The 20,319-nt window shown below is 68.7% G+C and carries 22 protein-coding genes; 8 read left to right on the forward strand and 14 right to left on the reverse strand.

Features of this window, described 5'->3' with window-relative positions:
- Nucleotides 1–36: 36 nt before the first annotated feature.
- Nucleotides 37–951 (reverse strand): phosphogluconate dehydrogenase (NAD(+)-dependent, decarboxylating), encoded by a 915-nt coding sequence (gene gnd, locus C475_RS00915; protein ID WP_006881838.1) that lies wholly within the window; start codon nucleotides 949–951, stop codon nucleotides 37–39.
- Nucleotides 952–1,685: 734 nt separating this feature from the next.
- On the opposite strand from gnd, the gene C475_RS00920 reads away from it, so the two are divergent.
- Together C475_RS00920 and C475_RS00925 are read left to right on the forward strand one after the other, a co-directional pair.
- Complete coding sequence (locus C475_RS00920) at nucleotides 1,686–2,444, forward strand: creatininase family protein (RefSeq protein ID WP_006881839.1); 759 nt, start codon at nucleotides 1,686–1,688, stop codon at nucleotides 2,442–2,444.
- A gap of 166 nt (nucleotides 2,445–2,610) precedes the next feature.
- Complete coding sequence (locus C475_RS00925; protein ID WP_006881840.1) at nucleotides 2,611–2,958, forward strand: hypothetical protein; 348 nt, start codon at nucleotides 2,611–2,613, stop codon at nucleotides 2,956–2,958.
- 7 nt (nucleotides 2,959–2,965) lie between these two features.
- Here the strand turns inward: C475_RS00925 and C475_RS00930 are convergent, their stop codons facing one another.
- From C475_RS00930 to C475_RS00945, 4 genes are all read right to left on the reverse strand, one after another.
- A complete protein-coding gene (locus tag C475_RS00930) occupies nucleotides 2,966–3,880 on the reverse strand; it encodes an ABC transporter ATP-binding protein (RefSeq protein WP_006881841.1) in 915 nt (304 codons plus the stop codon).
- Nucleotides 3,877–5,040 (reverse strand): FecCD family ABC transporter permease, encoded by a 1,164-nt coding sequence (locus tag C475_RS00935; RefSeq protein ID WP_006881842.1) that lies wholly within the window; start codon nucleotides 5,038–5,040, stop codon nucleotides 3,877–3,879. The genes C475_RS00930 and C475_RS00935 overlap by 4 nt, the downstream gene beginning before the upstream one ends.
- A gap of 74 nt (nucleotides 5,041–5,114) precedes the next feature.
- Nucleotides 5,115–6,089 (reverse strand): FAD-dependent oxidoreductase, encoded by a 975-nt coding sequence (locus tag C475_RS00940; RefSeq protein WP_006881843.1) that lies wholly within the window; start codon nucleotides 6,087–6,089, stop codon nucleotides 5,115–5,117.
- Nucleotides 6,090–7,322, reverse strand: a complete 1,233-nt coding sequence (locus C475_RS00945; protein ID WP_006881844.1) for an ABC transporter substrate-binding protein — start codon at nucleotides 7,320–7,322, stop codon at nucleotides 6,090–6,092. It lies immediately after the preceding gene.
- 177 nt (nucleotides 7,323–7,499) lie between these two features.
- Between C475_RS00945 and C475_RS00950 the strand changes: the two genes are divergently transcribed.
- From C475_RS00950 to C475_RS00960, 3 genes are all read left to right on the forward strand, one after another.
- On the forward strand, nucleotides 7,500–8,597 hold the full coding sequence (locus C475_RS00950; protein WP_006881845.1) for an aminopeptidase: 1,098 nt from the start codon (nucleotides 7,500–7,502) through the stop codon (nucleotides 8,595–8,597).
- 197 nt (nucleotides 8,598–8,794) lie between these two features.
- Nucleotides 8,795–9,859: a Gfo/Idh/MocA family protein gene (locus C475_RS00955; protein ID WP_006881846.1), complete on the forward strand. Its 1,065-nt coding sequence runs from the start codon at nucleotides 8,795–8,797 to the stop codon at nucleotides 9,857–9,859.
- A gap of 536 nt (nucleotides 9,860–10,395) precedes the next feature.
- Nucleotides 10,396–10,827 carry a dCTP deaminase/dUTPase family protein gene (locus C475_RS00960; RefSeq protein WP_006881847.1) on the forward strand — a complete coding sequence of 144 codons (432 nt, stop codon included), beginning with the start codon at nucleotides 10,396–10,398 and terminating at the stop codon, nucleotides 10,825–10,827.
- Between the two features lie 27 nt (nucleotides 10,828–10,854).
- On the opposite strand, the gene C475_RS00965 is transcribed toward C475_RS00960, so the two are convergent.
- On the reverse strand, nucleotides 10,855–11,082 hold the full coding sequence (locus tag C475_RS00965) for a hypothetical protein (RefSeq protein WP_152436293.1): 228 nt from the start codon (nucleotides 11,080–11,082) through the stop codon (nucleotides 10,855–10,857).
- A gap of 282 nt (nucleotides 11,083–11,364) precedes the next feature.
- On the opposite strand from C475_RS00965, the gene C475_RS00970 reads away from it, so the two are divergent.
- A complete protein-coding gene (locus C475_RS00970) occupies nucleotides 11,365–11,751 on the forward strand; it encodes a 30S ribosomal protein S6e (protein WP_006881849.1) in 387 nt (128 codons plus the stop codon).
- Between the two features lie 298 nt (nucleotides 11,752–12,049).
- Here the strand turns inward: C475_RS00970 and C475_RS00975 are convergent, their stop codons facing one another.
- The 3 genes from C475_RS00975 to C475_RS00985 all read right to left on the reverse strand — a co-directional run bounded on the left by C475_RS00975 (nucleotide 12,050) and on the right by C475_RS00985 (nucleotide 14,185).
- The gene (locus tag C475_RS00975) at nucleotides 12,050–13,222 is read right to left on the reverse strand and encodes an inorganic phosphate transporter (protein ID WP_006881850.1); all 1,173 of its coding nucleotides are present in this window, start codon (nucleotides 13,220–13,222) and stop codon (nucleotides 12,050–12,052) included.
- A gap of 79 nt (nucleotides 13,223–13,301) precedes the next feature.
- Nucleotides 13,302–14,003: a DUF5828 family protein gene (locus tag C475_RS00980; RefSeq protein ID WP_006881851.1), complete on the reverse strand. Its 702-nt coding sequence runs from the start codon at nucleotides 14,001–14,003 to the stop codon at nucleotides 13,302–13,304.
- Nucleotides 14,003–14,185, reverse strand: a complete 183-nt coding sequence (locus C475_RS00985; RefSeq protein WP_006881852.1) for a hypothetical protein — start codon at nucleotides 14,183–14,185, stop codon at nucleotides 14,003–14,005. Before C475_RS00985 ends, C475_RS00980 begins: the two co-directional genes overlap by 1 nt.
- A gap of 750 nt (nucleotides 14,186–14,935) precedes the next feature.
- Here C475_RS00985 and C475_RS00990 point away from each other — a divergent pair.
- Complete coding sequence (locus C475_RS00990; protein ID WP_006881853.1) at nucleotides 14,936–15,148, forward strand: hypothetical protein; 213 nt, start codon at nucleotides 14,936–14,938, stop codon at nucleotides 15,146–15,148.
- Nucleotides 15,145–15,801: a hypothetical protein gene (locus tag C475_RS00995; protein ID WP_006881854.1), complete on the forward strand. Its 657-nt coding sequence runs from the start codon at nucleotides 15,145–15,147 to the stop codon at nucleotides 15,799–15,801. The genes C475_RS00990 and C475_RS00995 overlap by 4 nt, the downstream gene beginning before the upstream one ends.
- Here the strand turns inward: C475_RS00995 and C475_RS01000 are convergent.
- The 5 genes from C475_RS01000 to C475_RS01020 all read right to left on the reverse strand — a co-directional run bounded on the left by C475_RS01000 (nucleotide 15,798) and on the right by C475_RS01020 (nucleotide 20,097).
- Nucleotides 15,798–17,663: a carbon starvation CstA family protein gene (locus tag C475_RS01000; RefSeq protein ID WP_006881855.1), complete on the reverse strand. Its 1,866-nt coding sequence runs from the start codon at nucleotides 17,661–17,663 to the stop codon at nucleotides 15,798–15,800. The two genes, C475_RS00995 and C475_RS01000, sit on opposite strands and share 4 nt — an antisense overlap.
- A gap of 224 nt (nucleotides 17,664–17,887) precedes the next feature.
- On the reverse strand, nucleotides 17,888–18,859 hold the full coding sequence (locus tag C475_RS01005; protein WP_006881856.1) for an ArsA family ATPase: 972 nt from the start codon (nucleotides 18,857–18,859) through the stop codon (nucleotides 17,888–17,890).
- Nucleotides 18,860–18,908: 49 nt separating this feature from the next.
- Complete coding sequence (locus tag C475_RS01010) at nucleotides 18,909–19,223, reverse strand: hypothetical protein (RefSeq protein WP_006881857.1); 315 nt, start codon at nucleotides 19,221–19,223, stop codon at nucleotides 18,909–18,911.
- A 168-nt stretch (nucleotides 19,224–19,391) separates the two neighbouring features.
- Complete coding sequence (locus tag C475_RS01015) at nucleotides 19,392–19,616, reverse strand: zinc-ribbon domain-containing protein (RefSeq protein ID WP_006881858.1); 225 nt, start codon at nucleotides 19,614–19,616, stop codon at nucleotides 19,392–19,394.
- Nucleotides 19,617–19,686: 70 nt separating this feature from the next.
- Nucleotides 19,687–20,097, reverse strand: a complete 411-nt coding sequence (locus C475_RS01020; RefSeq protein ID WP_006881859.1) for a hypothetical protein — start codon at nucleotides 20,095–20,097, stop codon at nucleotides 19,687–19,689.
- Nucleotides 20,098–20,319 lie beyond the last annotated feature (222 nt).

A 20,319-nucleotide genomic window follows, 5' to 3' on the forward strand; every position in this document is an offset into this window, starting at 1 on the left:
TCTCCGGGCGACGGGACCGCCCCGATAGGGTCGCGTTTACTCCTCCCGGCGCGGCACCTCGTGGCGCCCGAACCCGTAGCGAAGCCGGTTGGCGAGCCGCCGAGAGAACCGACCGGGGCCCTCGCCGCCGGCCGAGCGCGAGTCGAAGCGTTCGGCGAGCGCCTGGTAGATCAGGGGAACGGGCACCTCCTGTTCCAGAGCTTCCTGTACCGTCCAGGTGCCCGTCGAGCCGCCCTCGATGCGGTCGGCGACGGTCCCGAGGTGGTTCCCTTCCTCGGCGAAGGCCTCCTCGCAGAGCTCAAGCAGCCACGAGCGGATGACCGCGCCGTTGTTCCAGGTGCGCGCGACCGACTCCAAGTCGAGGTCGTAGCGGCCGTTCGCCAGCAGTTCGAACCCCTCGCCGTAGGTCTGCATCAGCGCGTACTCGACGCCGTTGTGGACCATCTTGACGTAGTGACCCGAGCCGGCTGGCCCCATGCGGTCGTGGCCCGCGGGACCGGTCGCGACGGCGTCGAAGACGGGGACGAGTTCCTCGTAGGCCCACTCGGGACCGCCGACCATCAGTGAGAAGCCCAGCTCCGCCCCCGCGGGGCCGCCGGAGGTGCCACAGTCGAGGTAGGCGGTGGTCGTCGACTCGGCGCGCCGGACGGAGTCCTCGAAGTAGGAGTTGCCGCCGTCGACCACGACGTCGTCGGAATCGAGGTGCGGGTCCAGGTCGTCGAGCGCGGCGTCGACGGCCTCACCGGCGGGGACCATCAGCCAGATCCGTTTGTCGTCGTCGAGTCGCTCGGCGAGGTCGACGACGGAGTCGGCGGGCGTAGCGCCCGCGTCGGCCGCCGTCGCGACGGCCTCCTCGTCGAGGTCGAAGGCCACTACGTCGTGGCCCGCATCGAGCACGCGGTCGACGACGATCTGTCCCATCCGGCCGAGTCCGACGACGCCCAGTTGCATGTGTGGTCGCTCTCGGAGCGGGGAGGTAGGGGTTGTGGTTTCGCGGTTCGACGGGGCGAACGGCGTCGGGTGCGCCACCGGGCCGAACGTCACGGTAACCGGCGCGCGACCGGCACGCACCGCGCAACAACGCTCTTGTCAATAGCCACCATACCACACAGTGCGGACGCGGCGAGGACAGATCGGACGAGCCGAGTGGGTGCGCCCGACAGGACGGGCTCGCTCGGGTTGGAGGCAAAATCGAATGGCCCGTAACAGGGCGACGAGATGAACGCCTCGAAGGAGGACCGAAGCGCGTCAGGGCCGGTCCAGCCGGCTGGACCGGTGCGAAGGCCAACTACCGGACGCCGGGTGACCGGCGCTCGGGAAGCCGGTCGCTGGCAACCGCTGGTGTGAGTCCAGCTAAAGCCCGGAAGGGCGACGCCGGGAAACCGGCTACAGCCAGACCACGCCGGAAGAGCCGTACGGTGCGCGGAAAACGTCTCCCGTCCGAGTCCAATTCGCGGCGTCCGACCTGTTTCGAGTGGGCCCGATTTTCCCGATTCCGTATATCGGCATGGCCTTGACAGCGTCAGACGCTCCCGAACACCGTCGCCCGTGGAGACGGCCGGAACTGAGCGCGAGAGCGCCCAGACGTGCGGCCTCGTCCCACACTTCGGGTTCCCGGCGCGTCCGTGACAACCGATCGCAGGGTCCCGCAAGGCTTTCGCGGCGAACGCGTGTAGCAGGTCCGGATGTCTTCTCGTCGGTCCGTACGCCTGGCAGAGCTATCGTGGACGGAGATCGAATCGACGCTCGACGACGGCACGGACACAGTGATCGTTCCCGTCGGGTCCATCGAGCAGCACGGCCCGCATCTCCCGCTGAACATGGACACCCTCGACGGCGAGGTAGTCGCCGAGCGGATCGCCGAGCGCCTCGGGGACGCGCTGGCCGCACCGGCCATCCGCCCGGGCTGTTCGGGCCATCACATGGACTTCCCCGGGACGATCACCGTCCCGCCCGAGACGCTGATGGACGTGATCCGGTCGTACTGTCGCTCACTCGACGAACACGGCTTCGAACACGTGGTCCTCGTCCCCACCCACGGTGGGAACTTCGGGCCAGTCACCACCGTCGCGCCGGATATCGGCCGCGAGATCGACGCGAGCGTGATCGCGCTCGCGGACCTCGACGAACACATGCGACTCCTGAACGAGGGACTGGACGAGGCGGGGATCGACTACGACCAGGACGTGATCCACGCGGGCGCGGCCGAGACGGCGATCGTCCTGGCCATCGACGAGGGGCTGGTGCGAACCGGCGAGGTGGAACCCGGGCCCGAGGGCGAGTTCTCGACCGCACGGCTATTGAGTGAGGGGTTCCGGGCGATCACCGAGAACGGCGTCCTCGGCGACCCGAGCGAGGCGACCGCCGAGGCGGGCGAGGCCATCCTCGATCTGGTGACCGATGCGTACGTCGAGCGGATCGAGTCTGAACGCGCCGCGGTCTGACTCGCCGGAGCGAGCGCGGCCCGGGTCGCGGCCCGTTCGCAGCCTCCAGTCTTCCGCCGGACCCGGGATTCGATATATCGGCACGGCGTTGACAGCGTCAGACATCGTCGGGTGTAGATGACCTCGGGGGCGTGCTATGTATGTCACTGGCGACCCAAGTGTCGGCATGCCATCGATAGTCGAAGCCGTCGACGGCGGGATCATGGCGCGTTACGAGAGCGACTCGGCGGTTTTCGAGGTGACCTTCGAGACGCTGCGGGTCAACGACGTGACGTTGCACTTCGAGCGCGACGGCGAGAAGGTCGGCAGTATCTACAACGACGACGGCACGGAACGGACGATGGCCCGGCTGGTGACGAGCGGCGAGGATTTCATCGGCGTCGAGGTGCCGAAGTCGTTCGTCGCGGAAATACTCGCGGTGGCGGAGGACCGCGACAGGGCCGCAGACGGGCGGTCGACGCCGGAGCGCTACCGGCTACGTGTCCTCGATACCGACGCGACCGGAGCAGAGTAACGAGCGATCAGTCGTCGTGCAGCGGACGCAGCGGCGTGACCTGGGGGCCCAGGTCGGACTGCGTGACGTCCGCTTCGATACCGAACACGTCGGCGAGCATCTCCTCGGTGACGACCGCTTCGGGGCTGCCCCGACTCCGGACGGCGCCGTCCTGCAGCGCGACGACGCGGTCAGCCAGGCGGGCGGCCTGCTGGAGGTCGTGGAGGACGACGACGACGGTCTTGTCGCTCTCCTCGCGCAGCGTCTCGACGATCTCCATCACTTCGAGCTGGTGGTGCATGTCGAGGAAGGTAGTGGGTTCGTCGAGCAAGAGCACGTCCGTCTCCTGGGCGAGGACCATCGCGATCCAGACGAGCTGTTTCTGGCCGCCGGAGAGACTGCCCACGTCCCGGCCGCGGAGGTGGTCGACGCCGGCCAGATCGATGGCGCGGTCGACGGCGGCCCGGTCCTCGTCGGTGAGACCGTCGAAGAAGCCGCGATGGGGGTAGCGGCCGTGTTCGACGAGCTTCTCGACGGTGATGGTGTCGGGCGCGACGTTCTCCTGGGAGAGCAGGCCCAGCCGGCGGGCCAGGTCCTTGGCGTCCATGTCGGCGACCGCGCTGCCGTCGATGCGGACGGCGCCGGCCTCGGGGGCGAGCTGGTCGGCCATCGCTTTCAGGAGGGTGCTCTTGCCGCTGCCGTTGGGGCCGACGAGCGCGGTGACCTCGCCGGGCGCGGCGACGAGCGACTCGCCGTCGACGACGGGCTCCTCGCTGGTGGGGTAGCCGACGACCAGGTCCTCGGCCTCGAAGGGCGTGCCGCTGTCCCCGTCGGCGCCGATGGCGGGCGCCGCGAGCGCCGACTGGGCGTCGGGGCTCTCGTCGCAGTCGGTGTGTTCGTCGTCGCGGTACGGCGGGGTCGGGGTGGTGTCGCTCTGGCTCATATTGCTCCGAGTTGCTCCTGTTTGCGCATCAGATAGAGGAAGTACGGGCCGCCCACGAGGCCGGTGACGATGCCGACGGGGAGCTGGCCGCTCCCGCCCGCGAGGACGGGGATAGCGAGCCGCGCGCCCACGTCGGCGGCGACGAGGAGGGCGGGGCCGGCGAACAGACAGCCGACGACGAGCCGGCGGTAGTCGCTCCCGACGATGTTGCGGACCACGTGGGGCACGATGAGCCCGACGAAGCCGACGATGCCGGCGACGGCGATGCTCGCCGCGGCGGCGAGCACGCCCACCGCCGAGAGGGCAAAGCGCATCCGCTCGACGTTCATCCCGAGCGAGGAGGCGGTGCGTTCGCCCAGCAGCAGGACGTTCAGCTGGCGCGCGCCGACGAGCGAGAGGCCGATAGCGAGTATCGACCACGGGAGCGCAGTGCGGACCTGCTCCCAGTCGACGCCGGTCAGCGACCCGGTCGTCCACTGGATGGCCGACTGGACCACGCCGATGCTGTCGGCGAAGAAGAAGAGGCCGGTCTGGAGGCTCTGGAAGACCGTGCCGACGATGACGCCCGCCAGTACCAGTCGCACGGGCGAGGTGCCGCCCTTCCAGGCGATGACGTAGACGATGACGAACGCGGCCATCCCGCCGAGGGCGGCGATGATGGGGAGCGCCGCCGCCAGCATCGGGAAGACGACCAGCGTCAGGAGGATGAGCAGACCGGCTCCCGAGGAGACGCCGAGCACGAACGGACTCGCCAGTTCGTTGCGCGTCACGGCCTGGAAGATTGCGCCCGAGACGGCGAGGTTGGCGCCGACGAGGCCGGCGACGAACACGCGCGGCAGCCGGATCGTCCAGACGATGAGCGTCGGCGTCGCGAGCTCCGGCAGCTCGCCGCCGAAGCCCGTGACCGTCCGCATCAGCCCCTCGCCGAGCAGGAAGTTGAGTATCCAGCGGTGGTCGAGCAGGACCGACGGGTCGAAGACGGCGCTCCAGGCCTGGACCACTGACATCGAGTACGACCCGAAGCTCACCTGCACGAGCCCCCCGGCCACCGTGACCGCGAGACCGGCCAGACACAGCCCCAGCAGCGAGCGGTCGACCCACCCGAAGCGGGCGCTGTCGGCCGCTCCCGATCCGGCATCCGGCTGAGCATTCTCCGGCATTCGATCGATTTAGGTATGCCTAAACAGCGGCTTAGTGGTTGCGGTTCGGTGCGCCGGGCGGGAGAAGGGGAAACTCACCGCCTCTCTCCCCCGTTTGCGGGCGATTCGTCTCGCTCGGCTTCGATCTCGGCGGCCCGTTCGAGGACCGCGTCGTCGTCGAGGTGGTCGAGGAGTCGGCGGTGGGCGCGGTCTGTCAGGTCGTCGACCTCGTCGGCGCTCCGGCGAGTGTCGAAGGCGTCGTCGATGTACGCCTCGCGGAGCGCGTCGAGTCGGTCGGCGCTCGCGTCGTGGTCCTCGGGGACGCGCTCGTCGAACCACTCCCGCCAGCGCTCGCGCTCGCCCCACTCGCCCTCGAACTCGCTGTCGGGGCGGAGCCAGTCGTAGTGGCGCGCGAGGTCCACAGGGTAGCCTTGCTCGACGCGACGGTCTTCGAGCAGCGTCCGCGCGACGTGGGCGCCCCGTCCGGCGGCGACGACGGCCTGCACGTCGCGCTGGCCCGACGGCGAGGCGACGTACAGTCCCTCGACCGGCGTCCGACCGTCCTCGTCGGCGTAGTCGGGGTCGAAGTGTTCGTGTTCCTCGCCGTCGTGTTCGTGCGTTTCGAACATCGCGTCGCCGTCGAGCGGTCGGCAGTACTCGCCGGTGTAGCGCGTGGCGGCGACCACTCTCTCGGCGACGACGCGGCGACCGCCCTGGGTCTCGACGGCCAGTGGGAGTCGAGCTTTCTCGTCGCTCTCGCTCGCCTCGGTCGCCCGTTCGACGGACTCGACGAGGTCGTCGACGAGCCGGCAGCCGGCTTCGCGGGCGTGCTCGCACAGTAGCGTCTGGAAGGTCCCCACGTCGATGCCGGCCGGGAAGCCGGGGTAGTTGCCGAGAAACGCACAGCGGTCGAGCGAGGCGGTACCGCGGTCGAAGACGACGGTGTCGAGCCCGGAGCGAGCGAGGAAGACACCGGCCGCCGCGCCCGCCGGACCGCAGCCGACCACGACCGCATCCGCTGACTCCAGCGGGGACTCGGACTCCCCGTTCCCCTCGCCCGCGTCGCTCATCTACAGGTCACCCGCGACGATCTCGGCGACCCGTTCGCGGTCGAACAGCTCGGCGTCGGCGCCGTAGAGCTGGCTCGCGGTCCGCTCGGTCAGCACCATGCTCGTGATCGGGCCCTGGTAGAGGCCGCCGGCGCGGTACACGTCGCCGTTCTGGACGGCCGTGAGCGCGCTGGCGGTCTGGTGGTCTTCGAGGAACGAGACGACGGTGTCCCGGAACTCGGAGGCGGACATGGCCTCGTAGCCGCGCAGCATCATGACCTCGGGGTCGACCTTCAGCAGCGTCTCCAGGTCGATGGCCGCCCGCGAGCCGTGGAAGTCCTTGATGTCCGTGCTCGCGAGCGCGTCGCGCACGCGGAGGTCGGTGAGGTGCTTGAAGCCGGTCCCCTCACCGATGACGTAGGGATAGTACTCCTCGGGCTCGTTGCCGACCCCCCAGAGGACGGCGACCTCGGGACGGCTGCCCTGGTTGGGCACGACGGGTGCGAGGTTCGACTGGAAGTCGTCGTGGACGGCCTCGAAGGCCTCGTAGCGGTCGGTCCGACCGAACACCTGCGCGAGCTTCTCGAAGCCCTCCATCAGGGTGTAGTACCGGTAGTCCGAATGCCAGGGGTAGTGCTGGGCGTAGATGCAGTTGCCGAAGACCGGCGCGATCTCCGAGGTGATCTCGTCCACGTCCGACTGCTCCCAGCCCGTGAATCGATTCATCAGGAAGTTCGGATCGAAGACGTGCACGTCCGCGTCGAGTTCGTAGAAGATCTCCTTGTCGATACCGCCGTCCTGGTAGAGCGACACCATGTCGCTCTTGTCGACGCTGACGCCCGGGATCGAGTCGTAGTAGTCGGTGTGATAGCGGTTCTTCAGCCAGACGCCCTCCGGCGGTTCGAGCCCGAGCGCGACCCCCATGTCGGCCCACGAGCCGTTGTTGGCGACCCAGGTCTCGGGCACCGAATCGAACTCGACGCTCCCCATCGGCTCCATAGACACCGAGTACGGCGTCTCCACCGACGAGGACTGCGTGGTCGCGGGCGTCTCCGTCGCAGTGCCCGACGCCTCCGTCGGGGTCTGCGCGTCGGTGGGTGTCGCCGTCGGTGTCGCAGTGGGGTCGCCCTCGTCGGCGGGTGTGTCGGTCGAGCCGCCGTCGCTGGCACAGCCCGCGAGGGCGCTCCCGCCGAGGACGGCCGCCGCACCGGCCAGATACGCTCTGCGCGTCGCGTCGGAGTCGAAGTCTGCCATACGTTTTAGGCACACCTAATTCCATAAAGCCGTTTCGGATTTTAGGCGGCCCTAAACACGAGTGACAGGAAGGGGATCGCGATAGATCGGGGGGTGGGGCCGCGGTCGTCGAACGTGGGCGACCGCGCGGCGGGCTCGCCGCGCCACCGTTTAGTCCGCGGCGGCCGACGGCGAGGTATGGACGAACGCGTACGCGAACACGCGGAAACGCTGGTCGACTGGAGCGCGCGGATCGAGGCCGGCGACGACGTGGTCGTGTCCGTCGACGAGGGCGCCCACGACCTCGCCGTGGCCGTCGCCGAGGCGCTGGGCGAGCGCGGGGCGAACGTGACGACTGTCTACGCCTCCGAAGAGGTCCAGCGGGCCTACCTCCGCGCCCACGACGGCGAGTTCGACGCGGATCCGATACACGAGCTATCGCTGTACGAAAACGCCGACAGCGTGCTGTCGCTGGGCGGCGGGCGCAACACGGCGGCGACCGCCGACGTGCCCGGCGAGCGCACCCAGCGCTACGGCCGCGCACGCCAGGGGATCAGGGAGGCTCGACTATCGACCGACTGGGTCTCGACCGTCCACCCCACCCGGTCGCTCGCCCAGCAGGCCGGGATGGCCTACGCGGAGTACGCCGAGTTCGTCTACGACGCCACCCTGCGCGACTGGGAGAGCCTCGCCGAGGAGATGGACCAGTTGAAAGAGATCCTCGACGACGGCGAGGAGGTCCGGATCGTCAACGAGGGGACCGACATCACCCTGTTCATCGACGGCCGCACCGCCGTCAACTCCGCCGCCAGCGTCGCCTACGACTCGCACAACCTCCCCTCGGGCGAGGTGTTCACCGCCCCCTACGACACCGCCGGCGTCGTCACCTTCGACGTGCCGATGACGGTCCGCGGTCGCGACGTGCGCGACGTGAAGCTCACGTTCAAAGACGGCGTCGTCGTCGACTGGGAGGCCGCCCAGGGCGAGGACGTGATCGACGAGATCATCCAGACGGACGGCGGCTCCCGACAGCTGGGCGAACTCGGGATCGGGATGAATCGCGGTATCGACCGCCCGACCGGTCGGATCCTCTTCGACGAGAAGATGGCCGGGACGGTGCATCTGGCGCTCGGCCGCGCCTACGACGCCAACCTTCCCGACGGCGAGTCGGGCAACGACTCGGCGGTCCACGTCGACCTGATCACGGACATGACCGGCGACTCGCGGCTGGAGGTCGACGGCGAGGTCGTACAGCGCGATGGCGTCTTTCGGTGGGAAGAGGGAGGTCCGAGCTGAGCGAGGCGCGACTGACGGGAGCGCCTCGAAAACGCGAGCGGCGAAGCCGCGAGCGATGCGAGGACCTCCGAGACCGAACGGTGAGCGAAGCGAACCGTGAGGACGGATTCGAGGGGTGAGTCGCCCGGGCCGGTTCCGGGAGCAACCGGACTTCCGCGGGCGCAAGGACTAACGGAGCCCCCGTGGGAGGGGTAGTCGTGCCTACCTACGATATCGCGTTCGTCGGAACAGGGGACCAGGCGGACCTGAAGAACCCGAATCCCGAGGGCTTCGCGATGAACTACTACCACGCCGAGGGCTACGAGAAGCTCGACGACTGCGAACTCGTCGCCTGCGCGGACCTGCAACGGGAGCGCGCCGCGGCGTTCGCGAGCCGCTTCGACATCGACGACGGCGACGTCTTCGAGGACTACGAACGGATGCTGGCCGAGGCCGAGCCCGACATCGTCTCGATTTCGGTGTGGCCCGAAGACCACGCCGACGTGGTCCTCGACTGCGCGCGAGCCGACAGCGTCGACGCGATCCACTGCGAGAAGCCGATGGACCTCACCTGGGGGAACTCCCGACGGATGGCCGAGGGGTGTCGCGAGGCGGGCGTCCAGCTCACGTTCAACCACATGCGCCGGTTCAAGCCGACCTGGGTCGAAGCCCGCGAACGGATCGAGGACGGCGCCGTCGGCGGCCTGGAGCGGGTCGAGCTTGCACCGGGCAACATCTACGACGGCGGGACGCACATGATCGACTTCGCGACCGGCGTCGCTGGCGACCGCCCGGCCGAGTGGGTGATCGGTCAGGTCGACTACCGAGAAGAGAATCAGTGGTTCGGTGCCCACAACGAGAACCAGGCTCACGCCCACTGGCGCTACGAGAGCGGCGTCGACGCCGTCGTCTCGACCGGCGGCGACCGCTCGTTCGTCCCCGCCGACATGCGCTTCGTCGGAAGCGAGGGCATCCTCGAAGTCGGCCCCGAGGACGCCGAGGGAGACCTGCGCTGGCGGGCGGCGGGCGAAGAGTGGAACAGCGAGACGGTCGAGGAGGGCGCCTGGACCGACCCGATCCACGACGCGGTCGCCCACGTCGTCGACTGTCTGGAGTCGGGCGAGCAGCCGGTGATCGGCGCCGAGAACGCGCTCAACAGCACGGAGATCATCTTCGGGGTCTGGGAGTCCGCTCGGCGGCGCGGCCGGGTCGAGTTCCCGCTGGGGATCGACGACAACCCGCTCGAAGCGATGGTCGGGTCCGGCGACCTGGACCCGCAGTAGTCGGGGCAAGTCCGGTTCGCCCCGTCTCGCTCGGTCGGGAGTGGCGTTCAATACAGGTGATAGACGTAGCAATCCACCGTGGCGCGCGCTGTCGCGCGTCTCGTCTTCCTCGTGAGCGAAGCGAGCGAGGGTCAGCGAGAGCTTCGCTCTCGCCAGACGTGACAACATCGTGCGAGGGATGAGCATCGGAGCGAACGCAGTGAGCGAGAAGCGCAATCGGCTGGGGAGGTGTGTGGCTGGTTGCGGTGCTGTGCGGTGCAGTCCCTGGTGGACTGAAAGGGCGAGGCGCGCTTGCGTTCATGTAGTCGCTTGAGCGGGCACTATCCGCGCGGGCGGTGCCGAGAGCGCGGATATCCCGGTCAGCGACCGCGAGCGCACCGAGGGCTTTCAACGCTTGCTGTCCCCGGTGAGTGCAGTCGCTGTCGTCGACTTCATTCCGCAACTCGAACACCCGAAACAATTGGTACGTGAGCACGCGAACCGAGCACTGGCAGACTGACCCCACGCTTTTGCCCGGAGCGGGCGGAGACACGGACATGACGGATCTAACGGCGTTCGTCGACGGCATCGTCCACGAGCCGACTCAGACGGAGGGACGGGGGCTCGATCTCACGGTGACGGAGGTCTACGAAATCGTCGAGCCCGGTCGCGTGGACTTCGGCGGCGGCGAGCTGGAAGCCGCCGACCTCGAACCCCACGACCGGCAGTTTCGAGACGAAGACGACGACTACGAGTGGTGGCACCTCGACGCGGGCCAATACCTCGTCGAGTACAACGAGTCGCTGGCGGTCCCGGAAGACTCGGTCGCGCGGGTGCAGACCCGGGACGCCGTGGTCGCCCGCGGCGCCTTCCATCCGACGCTCGAACTGTCCGAACTCGGTCGCGTCCCGCTGTCGGTCGGCGGCGCTGGCATCCGCCTGAAGGAGAACGCCCGCGTCTCGACCGTGGTGGGCGTCCAACGGGCGTGAGCGGGGTTTCCGAACGGTCGAACGGATTCAACGGTCGTCGGACCCGTCGGCGAGGCGGTGGACACCGTCGGCGATCGCCTCAACCGCGACGAGCAGGCGCCAGAGAGCGTAGCCGAGCCCGACGAGCAGTCCGAGTAGTATCGCCCACAGGACGGCGTTCTGGACGAGAATCGCGTAGAGGGTTACTACCACGAACGCGACCCCGAATCCCACGGCCAACTCGCGCGGCGGCGACGGGGGTGACCAGCCTGACATGTCCGAGTGATCGGATAGTCGACACATGAGCGTTCGGGTCGAACGGTCGCGGCTGGCCACCGCGGTTTACTGTCGGCGGCAGACACGATTTTTATGAGTCCTGCGGGTTCGACCGCGAGGCCGAGACCGGATTCATGATGGATCTCGGCGATGGGACCACGAGCGCGAGCGACGGCGGCGACCGGGGATAGCTCGCGACCGTGCGAACGGTTGGCTCGGCGGGGACAGCGACGGACGGGGCGTTCCGACGGGCTTTTGAACGCGCGTCGAGTTCGACCGGGTATGGCAGATTTCACGGTCGCCGTCTCCGACCCGGAGGACGGCCACACCTACCAGGTGGAGATCGACGGACAGGACGCCAACCGGTTCATCGGTCGCGAGATCGGTGAGGAAGTCGACGGCGGGAGCGTCGGCCTCTCGGGCTACACCGTCGAGATCACCGGCGGCTCCGACGAGACCGGCCGCCCGATGCGCGACGACGTGCGCGGCACGGAACTCAAGCAGATCATGCTCGAAGGCGGCACGGGCTACGAGCCCGGTCGCGACGGCGAGCGCAAGCGCGTCACCGTCCGCGGCCGCGAGGTCGGCGAGGCCACCCGCCAGATCAACGCCCGGATCGCCGAGCGCGGCGGCGAGGACCCCGCCGACCTCCTCGGCGACGACGAGTAAGCTCGCGACCGGCCTCCGGTCGAGACGCCGCTGTGTTCTTTTTCGGTCCGGTGTGTGGTGCGTGTTGACTCGCGGCGAAACATCGCTCGGGAGACGCATCCGAACGCCAGTGGGTCAGTGAACTCCCGAGTGTCGGGAGCCGGTACAGTCGACAGGGACGGCACAACACAGTATCGAAGTCACCGAGACGGAGCTGGAGCGCCTCTCCGAGATCACAGACGAACAGGGGCTGACCCGGCGAGAACTGCTCCTAGGCGGAAGCGACGTGCCCGATCTGTCGTAGCGGGGAGCGAGAGCGTCACACCACGAAGTCGACGGCCGCGAACGCACCGTAACTCACGCCGAGCGCCAGCACCAGCGAGCCGACCCAGGCGGCGACGGTCTTGAGCATCTTCTCGCCGCTGACGGCGCTGTTGCCGGCGGCGTAGCCGCTGCCGACGATGGCCGAGACGATGATCTCGTTGAACGAGACGGGGATACCGAAGAAGACGGCGGTCTGGGCGATGGCGAAAGAAGGGATGAGCGCGGCGATCGAACGACGGGGGCCCAGCGAGGAGTAGTCCTGCGAGAGCGCCTTGATCATCCGCGGGGCGCCGGTCCACGAACCGATCAGGAGCCCGAGTCCGCCGCCCAGCAGGACGGCGACGATGGGGAGCCCGAAGGGGTCGAGCAGGGGGACCAGCGGGCCGATCGCGAGGCCGACCTGGCTGCCGCCGGCGGAGAAGGCGACGAGGCCGCCCAGCACGAGCAGGAAGTGCCGTTGCCCGCGCTCGCCGTTCGAGCGGATGTCGACCCACAGCGCCAGCGCCGCGGCGGCGGCGAACGCGAGCGAGACGCCGGCTCGAACGGCCAGCAACGGCGCGTCGACGGCGGCCCCGACCGCGGTGACGACCGAATCCTGCTCGCCGGCGGGGCCGAGGAAGACGAACTGGACGTTGGCGAGGATGACGCCGACGACGCCCGCGAGCGCGGGGACCGCGAGCCGTTCGGCGACGCTCTCGCTGCGGAGCAGGCGTGCGGTTCCGTAGGCGACGCCGCCGCCGACGAACGGGACGGCGATCCACAGCGCCGCGATCTGCTGGTACTTCGCCCACGCGGGGTCGCCCCCGAGGGCGAGTCCGACGCCGACGACCGCGCCGGTGACGGTGAAGGCGGTGGCGATCGGGTAGCCGGCGAAGACGCCGACGGCGACCAGTATCGCGGCGGTCGTCAGCCCGACTACGGCGGCGGTCGGCGAGAGCGTGACTCCCTGGATCAGTTCCTGGCCGACCGCCTCGGTGACGTTGGCGCCCTGGAAGACCGCGCCGGCCAGCCCGAGGATGCCGACGATAAACCCGGCGCGCATCACCGAGATCGCGTTGGCGCCGACGGCCGGCGCGAAGGGGGTCGACCCCGAGGATCCGGCGCCGATCGCCCACGCCATGAAGAGACTCGCCGCGGCCGCGACCATCAGTATCGCCAGCGATGCCATCTGGGCACGGCTAACGGGGGTCGGTATAATAGCCTGCCGACTGCGGCGGAGTAGAAGGTGGGTGAGCGCGAGCGCCGACTCAGGTCGTCTCGGAGTCGGCCTGGTCGCCCAGGTCGGGTGCCTCGACGCCCTCGGCGGCCTCGGCGGCGTCTGTGACCTTCTCGGTGTCGACGTGCCAGCGGTCGACGGTCGACTCGTAGTCGGCCAGCTTGTTCGACACCTTGATCTTCAGGTCGTCGTCGTTGACGTTGATCTCGAAGACGTACTCGGGGCGGTCGTCGCCGTTGACCCGCTGGAGGTTCGCGCTGACGAGCTCGTTGTCGAAGTAGTACGGCGCGATCTGGGTCATCACGTTGCGGTAGACGGCGTCCTCGACCTTCCGGACGGCCTTGCGGCCGGCAGAGTCGGCCGCCCGGGCGACGTAGTCGAGCGACTCGCCCCACTTGTCGACGGCCTCGTCGGTCTCCTCGTCCTCGAGGCTCTCGTAGGACTCGGTGAGCTTCTCGCCGGCCTTCTGCAGGTCCTCGTCGGGGTCCTTGCCGGCCTTCTCGCCCTCGCCCTCCTCGACGCTGGCCTGGTCCGCGGTCTTCTCGTTGACGTCCTCGTCGAGTCGCTCGTGGCTCTTGGGGCGCCACTCGTCGAACTCGTCGAGGGCGGCCAGTGACACGTCCTCTTCGCCGTCGGCCTGCAGGTCCTTGAGCGCGCGGACGATCCGCTCGCCGTGTTCGACGGCGTCGACCCATCCGCCGCGGGTCTTGAACCCGGAGACGCTCTCCTCCATTATCGCCCGTAGGTGATCTTCGTCGCAAGTTGGTCGATCCGGCGCTTCGCCCGACCCAGCAGGACCTGGGGCGTCGCGGCGCGGCGTAGCTGGTCCTCGGGGACCTCGATGCGCGCGTCGCCGAACGGGTCGCGGTCGCTCCCGTCGTCGCCCTCGCTCGCGGCGCTGACGACGCTGGTCATACTGCAACGACCGCACGCCTCGGTGTCTTTCGGAGCCATCGATTCAGCCGTTGGTTCGCACTCGCTGCGGTTAAAGGTTGCCAGCCCATCTTTTTGCCGGCCGGGTGCCCGCAGGGAGCGTAGCGACCGAGGACACCCGGCCGGCAAAAAGATGGGTGAAAAAGGCCGCTCGCGCCGACGGCGCGAGCGGTGAACCGGCGCCTTCGGCGCCGGATGCTCAGTGCAGAACAGCGACTGACCAACCGCAGTGGCGCGCGACGGAGTCGTGCGAGGGATGAGTAGCGTAGGAGCCTGCGACGAGCAACGCAATCGGTTGGGGAGGCGTGTGGTAGTCTGCGGTGTCGTGCTGTCCTGGTGTCCTCGTGAGTAGCGAGGGAGCGAAGCTCCCTCGGACCGTTCGCGCGGCGCTGCCGCGCGAAGACGAAGCGAACGAAGGCTCAGGAGAGCTTGCTCTCCTGGTGGACTGAACGGGCGAAGCGCGCTCGCGCCGATAGTCGCCTGAGCGACCGCGAGTGCGAGGCGCGGGCGAAGCGAGCGCCTCGACATGCGAACGGGGAGTGCAACGACCCGTGAGCGAGCGCGTCGAGGGCTTTCATCGTTTGCTGTCCCCAGTGAGTACGGTCGCTGTCGTGCAACTTCGTTCCGCGACTCGTTCACCCGTGACCACCGATACGTCCGAGACACCAACCGAACGACACCGCGTGTCGTTCCGGGCGCACGTTTTTGTCGCCCGGACCCCACGAGTGTGATATGGAATACCGTCACGTGGCGGTGAGGGAGACCGAGCCGGCGCTGGGCCGGTCGACCGTCCAGCGATCGCTCCCTCACGCAGCGTCCGTCGTCGAGCCGGACAGCCCACAGCGGGCGCACGTCTCCGAATCGGCCAACGGGCGAGCGGTCGCGCTATGCGTGGGGGCGCCGGCCGTCGACGACGTACACCCCTCCGAGGTGGGCGAGAGATGAGCGACCGGGAGCGAGCCGACGCGGACGAGGAGGGCGAGCGACCGGAACCGACCGGGGCGGTCGACATCGACGAGGCGACCGCGACCGGCGAGGCGACGCCCGAGGACGTGCCGGTGTGGGACGACGACTACGTCGAGCGGGTGAGCGGGCGGCTGCTGCACAACTTCGACCTGGAGAACGGTCGGACGGTCGCGGGGGAGTCGTTCACGCTGTACGGGCGGATGGAGATCGAGAGCCGCAAACAGCTGTTCCACGCGGCGCTGAACTACGCGAACCACGGCTCGACCGAACACCTGTTCGTCGCGCGCCGGGACGGTGTGGGGGTCGCCGACCTGGAAGCGTACGTCGAGTGGGCCCACGAGCTGGCCGACGAGTGGATCGACGCCGACGAAGAGCACTTCAGCACGGACTTCACGGTCGCGCTGGTCGTTCCGCGGATTCCGGGTGCAGTCCGGGCGTTCGTCGAGGGGTTCAAAGACCGGACGCTGATCAGGTACGGCTACTACGGCCACTACGAGGTGAACCTCGTGGTGGTGGCGCCCGAGCGCGAGGAAGTCGTGACGAGTCGGGCGACGGACCTCGACCGGGCGTTCGACCTGTGGTCTTCGCCGGACGAAGAGGAGTCGTCGGGACTCCTCGGTCGGTTCCTCTAGTCGTCGCCGGGTTCGACGCCGCTCTCCTCGCCCGCGCCGACGATGGCCTCACGGTCGAGGCCGCCGCGGGCTTCCCGGATGTTGTCGTAGCTGAACCAGACGAGGCCGAAGATGAGTCCGACGAGCACGAGCGCGATGACGCTCTGGAAGACGAGCGACGCGGCGCCGATTGTGCCGCTGTAGTCGCCGGTCATGAGGGCCATGGGGTTGCGGTAGACGCCGATGGTCACCAGCGCCCAGACGGTCACCGCGAGCATGAAGACGAGCGGCGCGCCGGTGCTGACGAGCTGTTTGTTGTCGTCCCAGTTGGCCAGCCAGACGGTCGCGACCAGCAGCGCCAGCGCCGCCAGCGCCTGGTTGGCGCCGCCAAAGAGCGGCCAGATGTTCGACCACTGGCCCGAAGCGACGAGGAAGTAGCCCGCCAGCGAGAGGATACCGGCGTTGACGTAGCGGTTGGTCACCGTGCGTTCGAGGTCGGTCTCGGGCGTGCCGACGATCTCTTCGAGCATGTAGCGGCCGAGCCGCATCGCGGTGTCGGTGCTGGTCAGCAGGAAGCTGACGAACACGAGGCCGATGAACGTCGCCGCGGCGGTGACACCCAGACCGAAGACCGTCAGCAGGGCGCCGCCGCCGGCGGGGAAGGTGACGAGCGCGGAGCTGAGCGAGTCGCCCGCGCCGACGACCAGCGAGACGGCGAGGATCGCGGTGACGGCGAGCAGGCCCTCGCCGAGCATCCCGCCATAGCCGATGAGACGGGCGTCGGACTCCTTGTTCAGCTGTTTGGCGGTCGTCCCGGAGGAGACCAGCGAGTGGAACCCGCTGATGGTCCCGCAGGCGATGGTGACGAACAGGAACGGGAACAGCGCCCCCAGTTCCGGATGGATGAAGCCGGTCCAGCCGGGGATCTGCGTCGTCAGCGACGTGACCTGGACGCCCTCGATCCCTGCCGAGGCGACGTTGATCGTGATGTCCGTGAAGCCGACGACGGTGCCGACGATGGCGCCGAGGATCATGCCGCCGACGCCGACGTACAGCAGGCTGGAGGTGAGGAAGTCACGCGGCTGGAGCAGCACCCAGACGGGCAGGACGCTCGCGGCGAAGGCGTAGATGACGGTCACGAGCACCCAGCCGCCCATGTTGGGGTTCTGCGCGTTCGCCAGCGGGAGCCACATCCCGCCGTCGCCCAGCAGGACGATGGTCTCGGCCGGGAGCCCCTCGCGTGCGAACAGCGCGACGGGGTACTCCAGGCCGACCCAGACGCCGCCGAACACCAGCGCCACGAAGGCGACGGCACCCGGCAGGAACGGGCCGTTGAGCTGGTAGAGATACACCCCGAACAGGATCGCCAGGGCGATGTAGACGAACGACGCCGTCGCCGTCCACGGGAAGGCGTCGAACACCAGCCCGATCAGGTAGGCGAAGGCGGCGATGACGAGGATGATAGTCAGGTACGCGAACCACAGCAGCATGTCCTTGCCGCGCTCGCCGACGTACTGGCCGATGATGTATCCGATCGACTTGCCGTCGTGGCGGACGCTCGACGACAGCGACATGAAGTCGTGGACGGCGCCAAAGAGCGGGTTCCCGATCGCGACCCAGATGATCGCGGGGATCCACCCGAACGCCGCGGCGGCCGTGATCGGCCCCGCGATCGGCGCGCCGCCGGCGATACTGGAGTAGTGATGGCCCAGTAAGACCGGCTTTTTCGACGGGACGTACTCCTGCCCGTCGTCGTACTTGTGCGCCGGTGTCTCACGTTCGTCGTCGAGTTCGACGAACCGCGCCAGATACCTGGAGTAGCCCAGATACCCCACCGAGAACGTTGCCAGTGCCGCTATCGCGAGCCACATCACCTGTACCATGTGTTGTCACCACACACCCCACATCACGAAAGAACACTATAAAACCTGAAGATTATAATATAGGTTATCCAATAGTTAACGGCGGCAAAACGGCGGTAAGTGTGGTCGAGCGCCGCGTCGGGGGTGCCGAACAGAGCGATCGTCGACGGAGTGGGCCGGGCAGAGCGGTCGTCCGCGGAGTGGACCGAACGGAGCGGTCGTCGGAACCGGGGGTCGTGCGCGCCTTACGCTTCGACGGAGCCCGCGTCCGCGTCGATGGCGAGTTCGTCGGCCACCGCCGCGAGCAGGTCGCCTTTCACCTCGCGGACGCGCGACTCGATCTCGGCGACGACCGGCTCGTCGAACGCCCGCCGGATCTCGTCGATCCGCTCGCGCTCGGTCGCGACGCGGTCGCGCAGCCACGTCGCGCCCCGGCCCTGCTCGTCCTCGTCGGGCGCGGGCGTCACCCTGTTGACGACCAACCCCTCGACGCCGAGGTCCTGCTCGGCCATCTCGGCGACCGCCCGCTCGGTCTCGCGGATCGACAGCTCGTCGGGATTGACCACGAGGAAGAAAGCCGACTCGTCGCGCAGCGTGCGGCCGGCGAACTCGAAACGCTCTTTGCGGCCCTGCAGGTGGGCGATCAGCGGGTCCTCGTCGAGTTTCCGGCGGGCCTCCCGGTCGCCGACGGCCGCCTTCTCGAACAGGTCGACCGACTTCGTCCGCTTGGCGACAAGCCGTTCGATCCAGCCTTCGAGAAAGTCGGGGAGCGCGAGCAGCCGCAACGTCCCGCCGGTCGGCGAGGTGTCGAAGACGACGCGGTCGTAGTCGTCGGCGGTCCGCATCACCTCGATGAACCGGTCGAACAGCGCGGCCTCGTAGGCGCCCGGCGTCCGGTGGGCGAGCTCGATCTGGCGATCGATCTCGTTGACGATGGCGGCGCTGACCTGCTCGTTCATGCGCCGGCGGATCTCCCCCATGTGCCGTTCGACCTCCTCGTCGGGGTCGATCTCCATGGCCCAGAGGCGCTCGCGGCCCTCGACCGCGGTCGGGTCGTCGTCGAACGCCTGGTCGAACACGTCGGCGGTGCTGTGGGCCGGGTCCGTCGAGACGACGAGCGTGTCCAGGCCCGCCTCGGCGCATTTGAGCGCGTAGGCGCAGGAGACGGTGGTCTTGCCGACGCCGCCCTTCCCGCCGAAGAAGACGAACTGCTCCACGGTCAGGCTCCCCTCCGCACGAGGACCCTCCGGTCGACGATCCCCACCATCAGTGGACGTGGTACTGCTGGCCTTTGCGTTCGAGCCACGAGCCGCGGTCCCACATGCGCCGCTCCCAGGCCTCGAACTCCTCGGCGAGATACGGCAGGAGTTCGGCCGTGTAGTACGACGCCGGGCTCGGGATGCCGAAGGCGTCGGCGAAACAGGCGAACAGGAACGTGTCCTCGACGTCCTCGGCCTCCTTCTCTATCTTCTCGAAGGATGGATGCTCGACCATCCCGTGATAGAGCCCGTGGAGCCACTCCGCGAACCGCTCGCGGAACGTCGCGATACGCCGAGCGAGCGGTCGGCCGTCGTCTGCCATGAACGTTCGTAGCAGACGGTCACACTTAAAGATGTCAGCGGGGAACTGCGACGGCGGCGAACGTCGCCGGTTGGGCCGACGACGCGGGTACGGGATCCGTCGTGGCTCCCCCGGTCCCATGGGTTCAGGTGGACCCGGGACGGGCGGTCGTCTGCCCGGCAGTTCCGGTCAGCAGGCGCAGCCGGTCGACGCGGCCGAGCGCTCGAACGTCATCTCGTCGCCGCAGGACGGGCACGGGGGCGCGGCGTCGCCCTCGGCGTCGAGATCGAGCACGCGCTCGTCGCAGTCGTGACACCAGTAGGCGCCCGTCGACTCCCGCGTCGGATCTTCGCCCCGTGTGGGATTCTGCGTCGAGGCGCGGAGCAGCTCCGTGATAGTCGTGAGCACACCCATGGGCGTCCGAAAGTATTCACTGAATCGACATAATTGCCCGCCGGTCGTGCGAGGGAGGCGCACGGGCGAGTCAGTGGAGGTCGTCGTCGAGTCGTGCGAGCGCCCGGTCGAGTTCGCCGCGGCGCTTCCAGGCGGCGACGCGGTCGGTGACGGCGGCCAGCGGGAGCCCGAGACTCACACCGGAGGTCGCGACGACGCGCGTGCCCTCGTGGTCGGCCGTCCAGTCGATCTCGGTCCACAGCTCGTCGAACGGGCCGGCGTCGCCGACCTGCTCGTATCGCAGGCCGTCCTCGCCGGACTCGAACCGGAGGGCGACGCCGACGCCGCGGGCGCCCGCGGTCACGAACGTCGCGTCGTCGCGCTCCTCGACCTCCAGCACCTCGAAACTCCCCTCGTACTCGACGACGACGCCCGGCGCGAGCGCTCGCCGCACCTCCGCCGGCGTCGCGTCGACGAACCGCTCGACCGAGACTTCCCGCATCGACCCGTGCCTCGCGGCCGCGGGGCTTAAACGCTGGCCCGGTCGCGCAGGTCGGCCTCGCGGGTCGGCCGGACACGTCGGCTCGTCCCCCCGCCCGGTCGTCGGCTCGGCGGGGAAATCCTTACCAGCGGGGAGTCCGTTCGCTCGGAGACATGTATGGGGCGCAGGTGCGCGACGGCGCGTCGAGCGGCGAGCCAACGGCGACACGGAGCGAGTCGTGAC

The organism is Halosimplex carlsbadense 2-9-1, from assembly GCF_000337455.1.
Taxonomy (GTDB): domain Archaea; phylum Halobacteriota; class Halobacteria; order Halobacteriales; family Haloarculaceae; genus Halosimplex; species Halosimplex carlsbadense.